11 protein-coding genes are annotated in these 15165 nt (G+C 59.9%); 8 read left to right on the top strand and 3 right to left on the bottom strand.

Annotated elements, in window-relative coordinates; all coding sequences use genetic code 11:
* Positions 1-11 precede the first annotated feature (11 nt).
* Both G5S37_RS04620 and G5S37_RS04615 read right to left on the bottom strand, forming a co-directional pair.
* Entirely contained in the window at positions 12-3329 is a 3318-nt protein-coding gene (locus G5S37_RS04620; RefSeq protein ID WP_165201324.1) for a TAT-variant-translocated molybdopterin oxidoreductase, read from the bottom strand.
* 24 nt (positions 3330-3353) lie between these two features.
* A complete protein-coding gene (locus tag G5S37_RS04615; protein WP_165201312.1) occupies positions 3354-4169 on the bottom strand; it encodes a cytochrome c3 family protein in 816 nt (271 codons plus the stop codon).
* A 309-nt stretch (positions 4170-4478) separates the two neighbouring features.
* On the opposite strand from G5S37_RS04615, the gene G5S37_RS04610 reads away from it, so the two are divergent.
* From G5S37_RS04610 to G5S37_RS04575, 8 genes are all read left to right on the top strand, one after another.
* Positions 4479-5573 (top strand): MBL fold metallo-hydrolase, encoded by a 1095-nt coding sequence (locus G5S37_RS04610; RefSeq protein ID WP_165201310.1) that lies wholly within the window; start codon positions 4479-4481, stop codon positions 5571-5573.
* Positions 5574-5642: 69 nt separating this feature from the next.
* Positions 5643-6239 carry a hypothetical protein gene (locus G5S37_RS04605; protein ID WP_165201308.1) on the top strand — a complete coding sequence of 199 codons (597 nt, stop codon included), beginning with the start codon at positions 5643-5645 and terminating at the stop codon, positions 6237-6239.
* Positions 6240-6364: 125 nt separating this feature from the next.
* Complete coding sequence (locus tag G5S37_RS04600; protein ID WP_165201306.1) at positions 6365-7186, top strand: sugar phosphate isomerase/epimerase; 822 nt, start codon at positions 6365-6367, stop codon at positions 7184-7186.
* A 24-nt stretch (positions 7187-7210) separates the two neighbouring features.
* A complete protein-coding gene (locus G5S37_RS04595) occupies positions 7211-7669 on the top strand; it encodes a hypothetical protein (RefSeq protein WP_165201304.1) in 459 nt (152 codons plus the stop codon).
* Between the two features lie 29 nt (positions 7670-7698).
* Positions 7699-8190 (top strand): hypothetical protein, encoded by a 492-nt coding sequence (locus tag G5S37_RS04590; protein ID WP_165201302.1) that lies wholly within the window; start codon positions 7699-7701, stop codon positions 8188-8190.
* Positions 8187-9587, top strand: coding sequence for an MBL fold metallo-hydrolase (locus G5S37_RS04585; RefSeq protein WP_165201300.1), 1401 nt, complete (start codon positions 8187-8189; stop codon positions 9585-9587). The genes G5S37_RS04590 and G5S37_RS04585 overlap by 4 nt, the downstream gene beginning before the upstream one ends.
* A gap of 94 nt (positions 9588-9681) precedes the next feature.
* Positions 9682-10890 (top strand): glycogen synthase, encoded by a 1209-nt coding sequence (glgA, locus tag G5S37_RS04580; protein ID WP_165201298.1) that lies wholly within the window; start codon positions 9682-9684, stop codon positions 10888-10890.
* Positions 10891-10937: 47 nt separating this feature from the next.
* Entirely contained in the window at positions 10938-13388 is a 2451-nt protein-coding gene (locus tag G5S37_RS04575) for a peroxiredoxin family protein (RefSeq protein ID WP_165201296.1), read from the top strand.
* A 138-nt stretch (positions 13389-13526) separates the two neighbouring features.
* Here G5S37_RS04575 and G5S37_RS04570 read toward each other — a convergent pair whose 3' ends face one another.
* Positions 13527-15164, bottom strand: coding sequence for an NAD+ synthase (locus G5S37_RS04570; protein ID WP_165201294.1), 1638 nt, complete (start codon positions 15162-15164; stop codon positions 13527-13529).
* Between the last annotated feature and the right edge of the window lies 1 nt (position 15165).

Below are 15165 nucleotides of genomic sequence, written 5' to 3'. Positions count from 1 at the left end.
TCAGTAGGAAATCAGATGTTGAACTTGCTGGCCTCACCGGCCCTGCGAGCGCGAGTGTCGAGCTTGAGAAGCTCTTCATTCACGTTGCGGATGCGCGCGAGGTAGCTCGTACGCGGACGCGTGCCGATGTACTTCAGCACTTCGTAATTGCGCGGGTTGGCCTTGGCCTTGACCACGGCGCTTTCCGGATTGGCGAGGTCACCGAAGGAGATGGCATCCGCGGCGCAACCAGCCTGACAGGCCACCTTGAGAGAGCCTTCAGGGATGCGCAGCCTGGTGGCGTCGTCCTTGACGATACGGCGCTGGCGGATCTTCGCTTCTTCAAGGCGCTGCACGCAGTAGGTGCACTTCTCGATGACACCACGCATACGCACGGTGACGTTCGGGTTCTTCTGAAGCTGCTGCACTTCCTGCGGGGCTCTCTCGCCCAGCGGGCCGGCCTTCAAGTTGTTCATCTTGATGCCAAGCACTTCCGTCTTGATGAACGGATTGCGCTTGTTCCAATCGAAGAAATTGAAGCGGCGGGCGGTATACGGGCAGTTGTTTGCGCAGTAGCGGGTACCGATGCAGCGGTTGTAGGCCATCGCATTCAGGCCTTCTTCCGTGTGCACCGTGGCGTTCACCGGGCAGACCGTTTCGCACGGAGCGGCTTCGCACTGCTGGCAGGCCACCGGCTGGCTGACCATTTCCGGATTGTCCAGTTCTTCGAGGCTCGGATCGGTCGTGACGTCGTCGCTGGTGGAGAAGTAGCGGTCCATGCGGATCCACTGCATCACGCGGCCCATGCGCACCTGTTCCTTGCCGACCACCGCGATGTTGTTCTCGCTCTGGCAGGCCACGATGCAAGCGGAGCAACCAAGGCACTTGGAGAGGTCAATGACCATGCCCCACTGGTGCTCGTTCTCGTAGTCGAAACCGTGAGGATTCTCCTCGCTCTTCACGCCCACGCGACCCTTGTAGAGGGTCAGCACCGGCGGAATGTGGGAGTCCATACCTTCGGTCGCGGCGAAGGTTTCGTTCTCCTCGAAGCGGGCCTTGGAACCTTCGCGCACCTGAGCGCGGGCTTCCATGGTGTAGGTGTCCTGGGTGATGGCCAGCTGGTAATGATCCTTGGCATCCTCAACCTTGGCGCCGGTCAGGATGAAATCGCTCGTGCTGTTGCGCAGCGGATAGGCATTGAAACCACGATCCTTGCCAACGGCGCTGGCGGCCTTCTGGCCGTAGCCCAGCGGGATGGTCACGGAGTTGTGCGCATGACCGGGGCACTGCACGACGGCGAGCGTCAGCTCCTTGCCGTTCACGGTGACCTTGACCATGTCGCCATCTTCCTTGAGACCGAGCTCGCGGAAGGTGCGGACGCTCATCCAGGCAGCGTTGTCCCAAGTCAGCTTCGTGATGGGATCCGGAGCTTCCTGCAGCCAGGCGTTGTCGGTGTAGCGACCGTCAAAGACGCTGGCGTCAGCGGTGAGGACGACTTCAAACGCTTCCTTGGTGGGAGCGGCGGCGCTCTTGGCATTGCCAATGATGGTGCCGAGCGCGCCTACGTTCACAGAAGCGGTGGCCTTGGTAGCAGTAGAACCGGCGAGGAAACCGTCACGCAGGGTGATGTCCCACTTTTCCTGGTCCCAGCCGCCCGCGAGCTTCGCGAAGGTGACCTTCACGGCTTCATAGGCAGGATCAGACTCCTCCGCGGCGGGCGCCGGGGCAGGAGCAGGTGCGGCCTTGGGATCCGCAGGAGCGGCGGCAGCAACCGGAGCCGGTGCAGGAGCCGGACCGATGCGCTTGCGGCCAAGCATGGCCAGCAGAAGTTCGATTTCCGAAGCGCCACCGAAGAGCGGCTGAATCATCGGCTGCGCGATGCCGTAGGTGCCGTTCGAGGTGCGGGCATCGCCCCAGGACTCGAGGTAGTGCGCCGCGGGAAGCACCCAATCGGCAATGCGTCCGGTGTAGTTCGGGCGGAGCGCGAGCTGCACCACACCCATTTCCTTGGCGCCCTTCACGGCTTCTTCAAAGCCGGGGACGTCGTAGGCAGGATCGCTGTCTGCCGTGATGATGAGCTGTTTGAACTTGTTGGCCTTGATGTCAGCCACGAGAGCGGCGACGTCGCCAGCGGACTTCACAGCATCCACGGTGAAGGTGTCCAGCGTGGCACCAATGGCACCAAGCGCCTGGTTGATGCTCAGCACGAGAGCCTGCACGGCCTCACCCTGACGGGCGCCGGCGAGCACGAGGGACTTGCCCTTCTGCTCTGCGAGGTCTTTCGCTGCAATGGCGACCCACTTGCGAAGATCTTCACTCGCACCAGCGGCGAGAGCCGAGGCGGACTGGGAAAGAGCGGCATTGCCAAGAGCCTTGCCCAGTTCTTCCGCGAGCACTGCAGCAGCCTGCGGAATCATGCTGGCAGCCACCGGCAGGCGGTGATCCGAGATGCCACCCGTGAGGGTGAAGCGGTTCTCGAGCACATAGAGGCGATTCATCTTGTCCTCCTTGCTGGAGGGGCCGCGCCACTTCATGAACTGCTTCGTGCCGTTGTCGGACGAGGCATCGAGACCGAGGAAGTCGCTGTCGAGGGAGAAGATGCGCTCTGCCTTTTCGAAGTTCGGCACGAGATGCACGTTCTCGCCAAGGCTGGCCTTCACAACCGCTGCTTCACCAGCGCCAGCCACAGGGCTGTAGACGAATACTTTCGCCTTCGGATAAGTCTTGGTGAACTCCTGATACAGCGCGGTGCGCGTGGGAGAAGAGCTCGGGCTGGTCAGAATGGCCAGGCCTTCGCCGCCACCCTTGCTCCAACCGGTCTCATTCCATTGACGCAGCTCTTTTTGAAACTGACCCCAAGAGTGCTCCTTCTTCTTGCGCGTCGGATGCTTGATGCGGTTGTCATTGTACAGGTCCAGCACGGATGCCTGCGCAAAGATATCGAGACCGCCACCGCCAGGGTGATGCGGGTTGCCCTGCAGATGAGTCGGACGACCTTCATGCGTGACCACCACCATCGGCGTGGCGCCCCAGGGACGCGGCATGCTGGTGGCGTACAGAAGAGCCTTGCCGGGAATGATCCACTCCACGTGCTTGGTGAAGGGGAGAATCTTCTCCACCGGGCGGCGGCAGCTTGCCAGACCGGCCATGGCGGCAATACCGCCGATCACCTTCATGAAGTCGCGGCGGGTTTCGCCTTCGCCTTCCCCTTGCTTTTCTCCCTGGGCAAGTCCGGGATCGAACTCGCGACCGAGCTTCTCCGTGAATTCAGGCGTTTGCTGATATTCACCGAGACTACGCCAGTAGCGGCGCTCGGATTTCACTTCGGGATGGTTCCAGATGCGTTTCATGCTGAGCAGGGCGGGCGCGGGATTTTAGCGGTGGCAGGCGGTGCAGTCTTCCGGCGGGGTGATGCGCCAGTTGTGCTTGAGCTGGGTGCCGACCTCTTTCTGCGTCACCTTGGGTCCGTAAGTCTTTTCGGCGAGGGCCACGAGGCCAGTGATGTCGCCAGGGAGGGATTCAGCCTTCTTGTCGCCGAGGATGACCTGTGCGAGGTCCTGCACCTTGGCACCCTTCGCTTCGAGGTTCTTGTAGAACTGATCGCGGACGAGGTCTTCCGGCTTGTAGGTCAGGTTGGTGATCTGGTCGAGCGGGCGAAGCTTGTTCTCAGGCTCGCGGTGGCAGTCAAGGCACCAGCCCATGCTCTGCGGCTCAGCGTGCTTCACGACTTCCATCTCGTTGATCTGGCCGTGGCAGCTCACGCAGGAGACGCCGCGGGAGATGTGCACGCTGTGGTTGAAGTACACGTAGTCAGGAGCCTTGTGCACCTTCGTCCACTGGATGGGGTGACCGCTCTTGTCGGCATTGCGCACCATCTCGAGCTTGGGGCTGTCCTTCTTCACCTGGACCTTGTCCGGGCCGTGGCAGTTGTAGCAAGTCTGGTTCGTGGGAACGTTCGCGTGGCTGGACTGCTCCACGTACGAATGGCAGTAGCGGCAGTCGAGACCGAGCTCACCGACGTGCTGCTTGTGCGAGAATGGAACAGGCTGCGTCGGCTCGTAGCCCACACGCGTGTACTTCGGCGTGAAATAGTAGGTCGCGCCAACGACCACGCCCACCACCAAAAACCCGAGGCAGACTGCGATTTGCAGCGGCACCCAGTTGCTCCAGCGAGGAAAGAAATTGCCCATGAGGTTGTTGTTTCAGCGCTTGTGAAAAATTTCACAAGGGTTTTCCATTGTAGAGATTGGCCTGCCGAATGCAAGGCAGGAATGGAAGAATTTTGAACGCGCGCGAAAGAATCGCTGTCCCATGTCGCCCTTCTAGAAAGCGGGCAACCCGAGAGCGTTGTAAGACTCAGGAATTTCGGAGGATTTTGCCCTTCAGCGCGGACCTGAAAAGTCACGATTCCGCCCCAATTTTGCCGGGCCAGTCCCCGATTTGTATTCCCATCGGGCCATCGGCCCCCGTAGGCTCGCGGCAGCCCGAATTTCTCCATCATGAAATCCGCCCGTCGCCCCATCCTTGCCGGCATCCTGTCACTGTTAGCCATTGCGCCCTTAAGTCTTCACGTTCAAGGCGAAACGCCAAACGCTGCCGGGTTGTCGATTTACTGGATCGATGTGGAAGGCGGGGGCGCGACCCTGGTGATCACTCCGTCGAAAGAGTCCATCCTCATCGACACCGGGAACCCCGGCGGGAGGGATGCGGGACGCATTCACAAGCTGGCCACCGAGGTCGCCGGGTTGAAGAAAATCGACCATGTGGTCATCACCCATTTTCACGTGGACCACTTTGGAGGACTGGCCGAGCTGGCGGCCCTGATGCCCATCGGCACACTCTACGACAAAGGCATCACGGATGAGAGCCCGGACAACAAGCCGAATGACATGCGCTGGACCCTGATGAGCCGGCCCTATCGGGACGCCAAGGTGGGCAAGCGCGTGACCATTGCGGCAGGTGACTCCATTCCGCTAAGTCCCGGCGGCTCCAACTCCCCTGCCCTTTCCCTTAAGTGCCTGGGCGCGAACAAGAAATTCATCTCGCCTCGCGCCGACCAGACCACCCCGAATCCCCTCAACGGTTCGGTCCCTCCCAAACCGGAGGACACCTCAGACAATGCCAACAGCGTGGTCCTGCTCCTGCAGTATGGTGATTTCGTCTTCTTCGACGGAGGCGACCTGACCTGGAACATGGAGGAGAAGCTGGTCTCCCCTATTAATGTTGCAGGCATGGCGGATCTTTATCAGGTGAACCACCACGGACTCGACGTGAGCAACAATCCCATGCTCATCAAAAGCCTCTCCCCCACCGTCTCGGTGATGAACAACGGCCCGCGCAAGGGCACCAGCCAATCCGCCATCGACGCGCTGAAAGGCACGCCCTCCATCCAGGCCATGTACCAGGTGCATGAGAACGTGCGGGACGACCGGCAAAACAACACTGCGCCGGAGCAAATCGCGAATCAAGGTGACCTCGGTGAGGGCTGCCAGGGCAATCACATCCTCTGCACCGTGGCAGCTGACGGAAAGACCTACACGGTCGCCGTACCGGCGACGAAGCACTCGCGGACGTTTGAGACGCGGAAGAAGTAGAGAAGCCAGCCTCCGTGCAGCCCATGCACGGCAGTAACAGCCACATCGATTATCAGAAAATTGCTCGTGATGACAGCAACTCGTTTTACTCGGATGAAGGCGCTGTTGCAGTTGGGGATAGCGGTGGCGGGCACCCTGTTCATCCCAAGCTGTACCTGGTACTGGAATGTCAAACGCAGCCCTTCAGGCTACTCCGTTCCTACGGTGCCAATGTGGCGCCTCAAAAGCCAGAGCGATTCCGGAAAGAGCCTCGAAAAGGCATCCATCCGTCCAGATCCAGGGTCGCTATATGTCTTGACGTATCCCGGCTCACACTTGCCCTTGCCGCCATCCGAGAGCACTTTCAATATGTGGGGAACCAATTTCATGCGCTTCTGGCCGAATGGTCGCGTGATGAAGCGCGGCGTGACTATTCTGGGCAGACTGCCAACCGGAACAGATGGCGACGAGATTTCCGGATTGTGCAGTACGGGGTATTACCGCGTGAATGGCAACCGCATCGAAGTCGAAATTTTCCATCTTGAGGACAACGGCAGTTACAATCGGTGGAAGGGTACGATTACCGAGGCGGGGATTGAATTTGATAGCCCGCGACCTGCAAGAGGCTTGTCTTACGTGCGGCTGCGCCTGCCAGAGGGAGCAATGCGGCGTCAGCCTGATTGGTAAGGCCCAGTCCCAGGAAAAGGGGAAACACGCAAATGTGTCGCATGCGTCTTCAATTCTCTCACCCCCAGCCAAAAAGCGGCTTCGTTACTTGCGGCGGTGGGAGCGCTCCGCTAGAAGATCCCATCATGCGTTTCGCGATCTGCAACGAACACTGGGGCAATGAGCCATTTGAAAAGGTATGTGAAGACGCCGCGGCATGCGGCTACCAGGGTCTGGAACTGGCTCCTTTCACCCTGAAGGAAGATCCCCGTGAGCTGACGCTGGCAGACGCCACACGCCTGGTGCGCATCGCCCATTCGTTCGGCCTGGAAATCATCGGCCTGCACTGGCTGCTCACCCGCCCCACGTGGATGCACATCACCACGCCGGATGCGGTACTGCGTCGCGATGCGATGCGTTTTGGCCAGAATCTCGCCCGCTTCTGCGGAGCCCTCGGCGGCAAGGTGATGGTCTGGGGCAGCCCCAAGGCCCGCAACCTTCTCCCGGAATGGGACAAGGAAGAAGCCACCAAGCGCGCCGCCGAAGTGGTGCGCGGCGTGGCCGAAGTGGCCTACGAAAACGGCGCGACGCTCGCGATGGAACCTCTCGGTCGCAAGGAAACCAACTGGATGAACACAGCTGCTGAGGGCATCGACTTCTGCAAGCTGGTGGATCACCCCGGCTGCAAGCTGCACCTCGATGTAAAGGCGATGAGCGATGAGCCCACATCGATCCCCGACATCATCCGCAACAGCAAGGAGTGGTTCATCCACTTCCACACGAATGACCCAAACCTCCTCGGCCCCGGCATGGGCGAAGTGAAGTACGAGCCCATCATCGCTGCGCTGAATGAAGTGGGCTACGATGGCTGGCTGAGCACGGAAGTCTTCGACTACACGCTCGGACCCAAGGTCATCGCCGAACGCAGCATTGAGTATCTTAAAAAGGTGATTGCTGCGCAGAAGTAGACATCCCAGGCAGCCCGCCCCCCCATGCACCCGCCCGCCCTGGCCTCCGCATCGCCTCCCGACCGTGATGCGGAGCATTTACGATTGCTCGCGCTGTTTCACTTCATCAAGGGCGGCCTGGATCTTCTCATGGTTGGCGCCATCACCGTTCAGTATGCCTTCATGAATTCGATATTCACGCGCATGAAGTTCACACCCGGATTCAAGAAGAATCCCCCGCCTGAGTTCTTTTTCGACTTCTTCATCTGGATCATCCTCTTTTTTGGTCTGGTGCATCTCGTCTCAGTTGTGCTGAACGTCATGGTTGGCTTCTACCTCGAGAAGCTCCGTCATCGCACCTTCTCCATGGTCGTCGCCGGGCTGAACTGTCTCCACATGCCCATCGGCACCGCTCTGGGTATCTTTACCCTCATCGTGCTCAATCGTGACAGCGTGCGCGCAAAATTCGCCGCGGCCGAAGGGACACTGGCTCCGCCAAGGTAGTCCGTGGCCCTGCTGAAGCACCTTCCACCATGAACCCGCCGCCCGTTCCCAGTGCCACTCCACCGCACATGCACCATGTGCCGACACGGGACAGGGATGTGGAACATCTCAAGACTCTAGCCCTCTTCCATTTCATCGTCGCGGGAATCGCGGCCGTGGGACTTGCCGTCACCGCAACCCACTATGTGATCATGAAATCCATCCTGGGCTCCCGTGTGCAGATGGTGACATCCCCCTCTGGAGAGGAGCTGGCGATCGTCACACCCATGCCTCCGCTCATGAAGTGGGCCTATGTATTCGCCATCGCACTCTTAATAGCAGGAATCACGCTCAATGGCCTGTCCGGATGGTTCCTGCTCAAGGGTCGGCATCGGGGGTTCTCACTCACCACGGCCGCGTTTAACTGCGTGCAGTTCCCTATCGGCACGATTCTCGGCGTTTTCACCTTTATCGTTCTCAACCGCCCCACGGTGCGTCTGAAATACTACGCTGCAAACGCTCCCCATTTGCCTCTTGCATGAAAATCACCTTCCACGGCGCCGCGGAAACCACCACGGGCTCACAGCATCTTCTTGAGGTCAATGGCCAGCGCATCCTCTTGGATTGTGGCCTGTATCAGGGACATCGCGGCGATGCCTTCGAGCGCAACCGGCATTTCCCTTTTGACCCCAAGGAACTCGATGCGGTAGTTCTTTCGCACGCTCACATCGACCACAGCGGGAATCTTCCCAACCTGGTGAAACAGGGCTACGAAGGAAATATCTATGCCACGGATGCCACACGTGACCTGTGCAGCGTAATGCTGCCGGACTCGGCGCACATCCAGGAAAGTGATGTGCAGTGGCTCAATAAGAAGCGCGCGAAACAGGGACTGCCGCTGTTGGAACCCGCCTACAACCGCATGGACGCGGAGAAGTGCCTGCGGCAGTTCGTGACGCTCAACTACAACCGCCCCATGCTGGTGGCAGATGGGGTGAAGTTCACCTTCATTGATGCCGGGCACATCCTCGGCGCGGCACAGGTGATTCTGGACATCGATGACCGCGAGACCGGAAAGAAATCACGACTGCTCTTCTCCGGTGATGTAGGCCGCCCCAAGAGTGACCTGCTCAATCCCCCAGAGCCGAGCGAAGGCATCGACTACGTGATCATGGAAAGCACCTATGGCGGGCGCGAGCATGAGCTGGAGAATGCCAGCGACGATCACCTCTGCGAGATCATCAACGCCACGCTCGAACGCAACGGCAAGATCCTCATCCCCTCCTTCGCGGTGGAACGCACCCAGCAGCTGCTGTATTCGCTCAACAAACTGCGCGACAGCAACTGCTTCCCACCCATCCCCATCTTCGTGGACAGCCCTCTTGCCGTCAGCGCCACGGAGATTTTCCGACTGCATCCGGAATGCTTCAATCAAGAGGTGTATCAGTTCCTGTTTGAAAAGCGGAACCCGTTTGGCTTTGAGGGCTTGCGTTTCATTCGTGAGGCGAACGAGTCGCGCCAGCTCAATGACCTGAAGGAGCCAGCCATCATCATCGCGGCGAGCGGCATGTGCGAAAGCGGACGCATCCTGCACCACCTGCGGAACCATGTGGGCGAGGCCACCACCACCGTCCTCTTCGTGGGGTACTGTGCCGAGCACACCCTGGGATGGAAGCTGCGCAACGGCGCACGCAAGGTGAACATCCTCGGCGATGAATTTGTGGTGAACGCACGCATCGAAATCCTGGACTCCTACTCAGGCCACGCAGACCACAGTAAACTGCTGGACTGGTTCTCACGTGTGGGCGGATCGAAAAAGGAAGTCTTCCTCGTCCATGGTGAGCCTGAGCGCAGCGAAGCCTTCCGCGCGGCTCTGGCGCCGAAGCACACCTCCGGCAAGGTGCGTGTCGCAAAGCTGCATGAATCCGTGACTCTCTGATTCTGATGCCGACGCCGACGCGACTCATCTGTTACAATTCCCTCATCGACACGGCCCGAGTCTTTCTATTTTCCAACGCCTGAATCCATTTCCCATGAAAGCCCTTTTCCTGACCAACGAGTATCCACCAAACATCTACGGTGGCGCCGGCATCCATGTCCAGTACCTCACGAAGGAACTCTCCCGCCTCTGCGATGTGGATGTGCGCTGCTTCGGCGATCAGAATGAGATGCTCAACGGCCACCTCAAGGTCACAGGCTACGGGCTGAACACGGATCTCTGGACCTGCCCCAAGCCGCTCGCCAGCGTCTTCGCGGCGGTGCAGCGTGGCTTGAGCTTCAACACCACCAACATCGACGCTGATGTGGTGCACCTGCACACATGGTATTCCCACCTCGGTGGCATCCTCGCGAAGCTGAACTACGGCATTCCCATGGTGCTCACGGTGCACTCCCTGGAACCGCTGCGCCCGTGGAAGCGCGAGCAGCTCGGCGGTGGTTATGACTTCAGCTGCTGGGTAGAGAAGACGGCGATTGAAATGGCAGACGCCATTGTCGCAGTATCTCAGGAGACCAAGGTTGATGTGCTGCGCTTCTTCCACGCCGACCCGAAGAAGATTCACGTCATCCACAACGGCATCGACCCTGAGGAATACAAGAAGGTGCATGCCCCGGAAGTGCTGCAGAAGCATGGAGTGGACCCGAACAAGCCGTTCGTGCTCTTCGTGGGACGCATCGCCCGGCAAAAGGGCATCGTGCACCTCGTGCGCGCCATCAAGCACATGGACCCCGGCTATCAGGTGGTGCTCTGCGCCGGCGCGCCGGACACCCCCGAGATCGCGGTGGAAATGCAACAGGCTGTGGCCGAAGCCCAGAAGACCCGTGACGGCATTGTGTGGATTCAGGCCATGCTCCCGGTGGAGGAGAAGATCGCCCTGTACTCGCACGCGGAAGTCTTCTGCTGCCCGTCCATCTACGAACCCTTTGGCATCATCAATTTGGAGGCCATGGCCTGTGAAACTGCCGTGGTCGCCAGCGCCGTGGGTGGCATCAAAGAGGTAGTCTTGCCCGGCGAAACCGGCCTGCTGGTGCCCTTGCTTCAGCAATCGGAAAGCCCCTATGAGGCCTCACACCCAGAGCAATACAGCCACGATCTTGCAGAAGGCATTAACCGCCTGATGGCCGACGAGCCCCTGCGCACCCGCATGGCCAAGGCCGGCCGTGAACGCGCCGAGCAGCACTTCTCGTGGCGCGCCATCGCGGAGAAGACGCATGAACTGTACGAGTCACTGGTGAAGAGGTAAACTGGCGCGGGTCGCAACATCCCTGCCGCCCGCACGTTACCCTTCCCATGCGCATCCACGTCTTTGCCCTCCTCGTTTCGGGGATGGCATCATTCACCCTTCACGCCGCCGATCCCCTGCCCGGGCACTCGGTGCATGGCGAGACCTTCAATGAAGGTCCGCGCCAGGCTGCGGTGCTGATTGAGGGCTGTGGCAAGGTGAGCTTCCCGGCCACGACGAAGAGCACCCTGGCCCAGCAATTCATCGATCAAGGCGTGGGCCAGATTCATGGGTTCTGGTACTACGAGGCGGAGCGTTCTTTCCGCCAGGCGCTTACGCTCGATCCTGACTGCGCCATTGCCTACTGGGGCTGTGCGATGGCGAACGTGAACAATGAGAAGCGCGCGGCGGGCTTCATCAAGGAAGCCATGAAGCGCAAGGACAAGGCCTCCAAGCGGGAGCAGTCCTGGATCACCGCGCTCCAGACCTTCTATGCCGACCTGGAGAAGGACAAGAAGTCGCGCCACACCACCTTCATCAAGGACCTGGAGGACATCATCCATGACAATCCGGATGACATCGAGGCGAAGGCCTTTCTCGCCTGGGCCATCTGGAAGGCGAAGGATGCAGGTGTCACCATGGTGAGCCGCGAGTCCGTGGACGCGATCCTGCAGCAGGTGTTCGCGAAGGCGCCGATGCATCCGGCGCACCACTACATCATCCACTTGTGGGATGACACCAAGCCCTCGCGTGCCCTCGCGTCCGCCGCTTTGTGCGGCCAGACTTCACCCGGCATCGCCCACATGTGGCACATGCCCGGCCACACCTTCAGCAAAACGAACCGCAATGAAGACGCCGCGTGGCAGCAGGAAGCCGCCAATCGCGTAGACCACGCCTACATGATCCGCACGCGCGTGCTGCCGGACCAGATTCACAACTACGCGCACAACGCCGAGTGGCTCATCCGCACTTACAACCAACTCGGCCAGGCAGAGAAGTCCGAGGGCCTGGCGAAGAACATGGTGGAACTCCCCCGCCATCCGGAGTGGAACACGCTGGAGAAGAACCGCAGCAGCAGCGCCTTTGGACGCAACCGTCTGCTGGATACCCTGCTTGAATTTGAGAAGTGGGATGACGTGCTGGCTCTTGATGGCACAGCCTATCTCGACATCTCGCAGAACCCCAGTTTTGAAGCCAGCCGCTTGCGCGCGCTCGGGATCGCCGCATTCTTCAAAGGAGACAAGGCGGGGGTGCAGAAGCGTCTCGCGGAGGTGGAGAAACTCAAGGCGAAGCAGGAGGAGAAAGCGAAACCCACACCGAACGCGCCCGAAAAGAAGAAGGAAGAGCCGACAACGCTTGCATCTCTCGATACCAGCAAGGGCAAGCCTCAAGTTGCTGCGAATGCCCAGAAGGAAGCCGTAGAGTTTGAAGCCGTGAAACAGGACGTTCCGCCTGCTCAAGCTTCCAACAAGGTGGAACCAAAGGAGAAGCCAAAGACGGACGAGCAATCCAAGCCGACGCCCCCTTCCACAACTCCTGAGGCTGCCAAAAAAGGCGCGCCTCCCAAGACAAACAAAAACACCGCATCCAAGTGGGATGAGAAAAAAGACGACAAGCCCAAGCCCAACGTCACGGTGACGAATGCCATCGCCGAACTTCAGGCGCTGGTCGCCATGCTGGAGAAGAAGCCAGCCGAGGAAGTGACAAAGCTGCTGGACCAGGCCAAGGACACGCCGAAGGAACGCCTCGTGCGCTACCAGTTGAAGATTGGAAACAAGGACAAAGCTGTCACCCTGGCCAATCAACTTCAAAACGACGCCCCGGGCCTCGCCATCCGCATCGATGCACTGATGCAGTGTGGTAAGACGGACGATGCCAAGAAGCAGTTCGCAACCGCCCGCAAGACAGCATCCCTGCTCGATGCCTCACTGCCCATGAGCCGCCGGCTGGATGACCTTGCAGTTGAGTTTGGCATTGGCAAAAACTGGCGTCAGCCCACGGCTCCGCGCAAGGACAGCGGCGTGCGTCCCTCGCTGGATTCGCTGGGACCCTTGCACTGGCATCCCATGACCTCGCCCGGGTTCACGTTATCCGAAGCTTCGGGAAAACAGGTCTCGCTCAAGGATTACGCGGGCAAGCCGGTGGTGGTCATCTTCTACCTCGGCGGCACCTGCGAGCACTGCATGCAGCAACTCAAGGCCTTCACGGCCGCTGCGAAGGACTACGCCGCAGAAGGTATCGAGATCGTAGCCATCGGCAGCGAACCGCCCGCCGAACTCACCTCCACCGCCGCCACCTGCGATGTGAAATCAGGCGCTCCCTTCACGCTCCTCTCGGATGCTGACCTGAAGTCCTTCAAGGGCTGGCGCTGCTACGACGACTTCGAGAAGACGCCCTTGCACGGCACCTTCCTCATCGATGCCAAAGGCCAGACCCGCTGGCTGGATGTGAACTACACGCCGTTCCAGGATGCGAAGTTCCTGCTGGGTGAGGCGAAGAGGTTGTTGAAGTTTGAGTAGACCACTGCCTTCGGGCTTGCAGCACTTCAAGGAGTGGGGGCATTCTTGCCCCCATTTTTGTGTTCCAAGGTCACACAGATTCAATCGCGACTGCCATGCCACAATGGGGACAGGAATGTCCCCACTCCTTGACGGCAGCTACTCCCGGAACCTCTGCACAATCGGCATCCTCCGCCCCACGCCGAAGGCCTTGCTGGTGACTTTCAATCCCGGTGCAGCCTGATGACGCTTCCATTCATTGAGCTCCACACGACGCAGGATCCAGCGCACTACTTCCTCATCGTAGCCCGCAGCCACGATTTCACCCACGCTCTTCCCCTGCTCCACGAAGAGCTCGAGGATGCCATCCAGAATGTCGTACTCCGGGAGCGTGTCTTGATCCTTCTGGTCCGGACGAAGCTCCGCGCTCGGCGGCTTCTCGATGGTAGGCCAAGGGATGACCTCGCGCTCGCGATTGATCCAGCGTGAGACTTCGTACACGCGAGTCTTGGGAAGGTCGCTGATGACGGAGAGACCGCCGCACATATCACCATAGATGGTGCAGTAGCCCACAGCCATCTCGCTCTTGTTTCCAGTGGTGAGTAGGAGGTGGCCGAACTTGTTGGACAGGGACATGAGCACGAGCCCACGGATGCGGCTCTGCATGTTCTCCTCCGTGATGTCCTCCGGCTTGCCCGCGAAGATATTACTCATCTGCCCCTTGATGCTTTCAAACACCGGCTGGATGGCCACGGTGTCATAGCGAATGCCGAGATGCTTCGCGAGGTCACGCGCATCGTCCTTGCTACCCTGCGAGGAGAACTCGCTCGGCAGCGACATGCCCAGCACGTTTTCAGCACCCAGCGCATCGGCGGCAATCACGGCCACCAAGGCGGAGTCGATGCCACCGCTCAGGCCCAGCACGCACGACTTGAAGCCGCACTTGTGCACATAATCTCGCGTGCCCAGCACCAATGCGCGATACAGCTCTTCGGCATCACAGGTCGAGGTTGCACGTTGAGCGCTATTCGTTGCGCCCGAGCCCACTTCCACCACCTGAAGATCTGACTCGAACGCCTTCAGATGGGCCATCACCGTGCCATCAGCGCCAATCACCAGCGAGTTGCCATCAAATACCAACTGGTCATTTCCACCAACGGCGTTGCAGTAGACAATCGGGACCTTCAGCTCCTGCGCGAGTTCGCCGAGCATGCGCTCGCGGATCTGCGGCTTGCCCAGTGCATAGGGGGACGCGCTGATGTTCACCAGCAGGTCAATCCCCTGCTCGCCCAGCTTCTCGGGCGGTGATACGTCATAGAGGGGACGTGGCAGGTATTCGTCCGTCCAGATGTCCTCGCAGATGGTGATACCCAGTCGCTGGCCATTCACCGCGACCGGGGCAATGATCCGCGCCGGCTCGAAGTAGCGGTCTTCATCGAAGACATCGTAGGTGGGCAGCAGGGACTTGTGCACGATGTGCACCACCTTGCCGTGCTGCAGCACAGCGGCGGCATTGTGGAAATGCTTGCCGGCACCCTTGTTGATGTCCACGAATCCCACGACCATGGGCACCTCGCCGACTTCGGCAGCGATGGCATGCAGCGTCTCGATGTTCCCCGGCACGAAGCGGGAGCGATGCACGAGGTCGCGCGGGGGATAACCCGTGATGACCAGTTCCGGCGTGAGCACGAGGTTCGCTCCGTCTGCCACCGACTTGCGGTAGGCATCAAGCACCAGGGCCTGGTTACCCGCGAAGTCGCCGACGATGGTATTGAGCTGAGCGAGCGCAATCTTCATG

The organism is Roseimicrobium sp. ORNL1, from assembly GCF_011044495.1.
Lineage (GTDB): Bacteria > Verrucomicrobiota > Verrucomicrobiia > Verrucomicrobiales > Verrucomicrobiaceae > Roseimicrobium.
The sequence above is the reverse complement of the archived record's forward strand: the minus strand, read 5'-3'. Positions and strand labels throughout refer to the sequence as shown.

Excerpts from the sequence above, each read along its gene's own strand:
- glgA (WP_165201298.1), top strand. The coding sequence starts at position 9,682 with ATGAAAGCCCTTTTCCTGACCAACGAGTATCCACCAAACATCTACGGT.
- G5S37_RS04605 (WP_165201308.1), top strand. The coding sequence starts at position 5,643 with ATGACAGCAACTCGTTTTACTCGGATGAAGGCGCTGTTGCAGTTGGGG.
- G5S37_RS04585 (WP_165201300.1), top strand. The coding sequence starts at position 8,187 with ATGAAAATCACCTTCCACGGCGCCGCGGAAACCACCACGGGCTCACAG.
- G5S37_RS04595 (WP_165201304.1), top strand. The coding sequence starts at position 7,211 with ATGCACCCGCCCGCCCTGGCCTCCGCATCGCCTCCCGACCGTGATGCG.
- G5S37_RS04600 (WP_165201306.1), top strand. The coding sequence starts at position 6,365 with ATGCGTTTCGCGATCTGCAACGAACACTGGGGCAATGAGCCATTTGAA.
- G5S37_RS04570 (WP_165201294.1), bottom strand. The coding sequence starts at position 15,164 with ATGAAGATTGCGCTCGCTCAGCTCAATACCATCGTCGGCGACTTCGCG.
- G5S37_RS04610 (WP_165201310.1), top strand. The coding sequence starts at position 4,479 with ATGAAATCCGCCCGTCGCCCCATCCTTGCCGGCATCCTGTCACTGTTA.
- G5S37_RS04590 (WP_165201302.1), top strand. The coding sequence starts at position 7,699 with ATGAACCCGCCGCCCGTTCCCAGTGCCACTCCACCGCACATGCACCAT.
- G5S37_RS04575 (WP_165201296.1), top strand. The coding sequence starts at position 10,938 with ATGCGCATCCACGTCTTTGCCCTCCTCGTTTCGGGGATGGCATCATTC.
- G5S37_RS04615 (WP_165201312.1), bottom strand. The coding sequence starts at position 4,169 with ATGGGCAATTTCTTTCCTCGCTGGAGCAACTGGGTGCCGCTGCAAATC.
- G5S37_RS04620 (WP_165201324.1), bottom strand. The coding sequence starts at position 3,329 with ATGAAACGCATCTGGAACCATCCCGAAGTGAAATCCGAGCGCCGCTAC.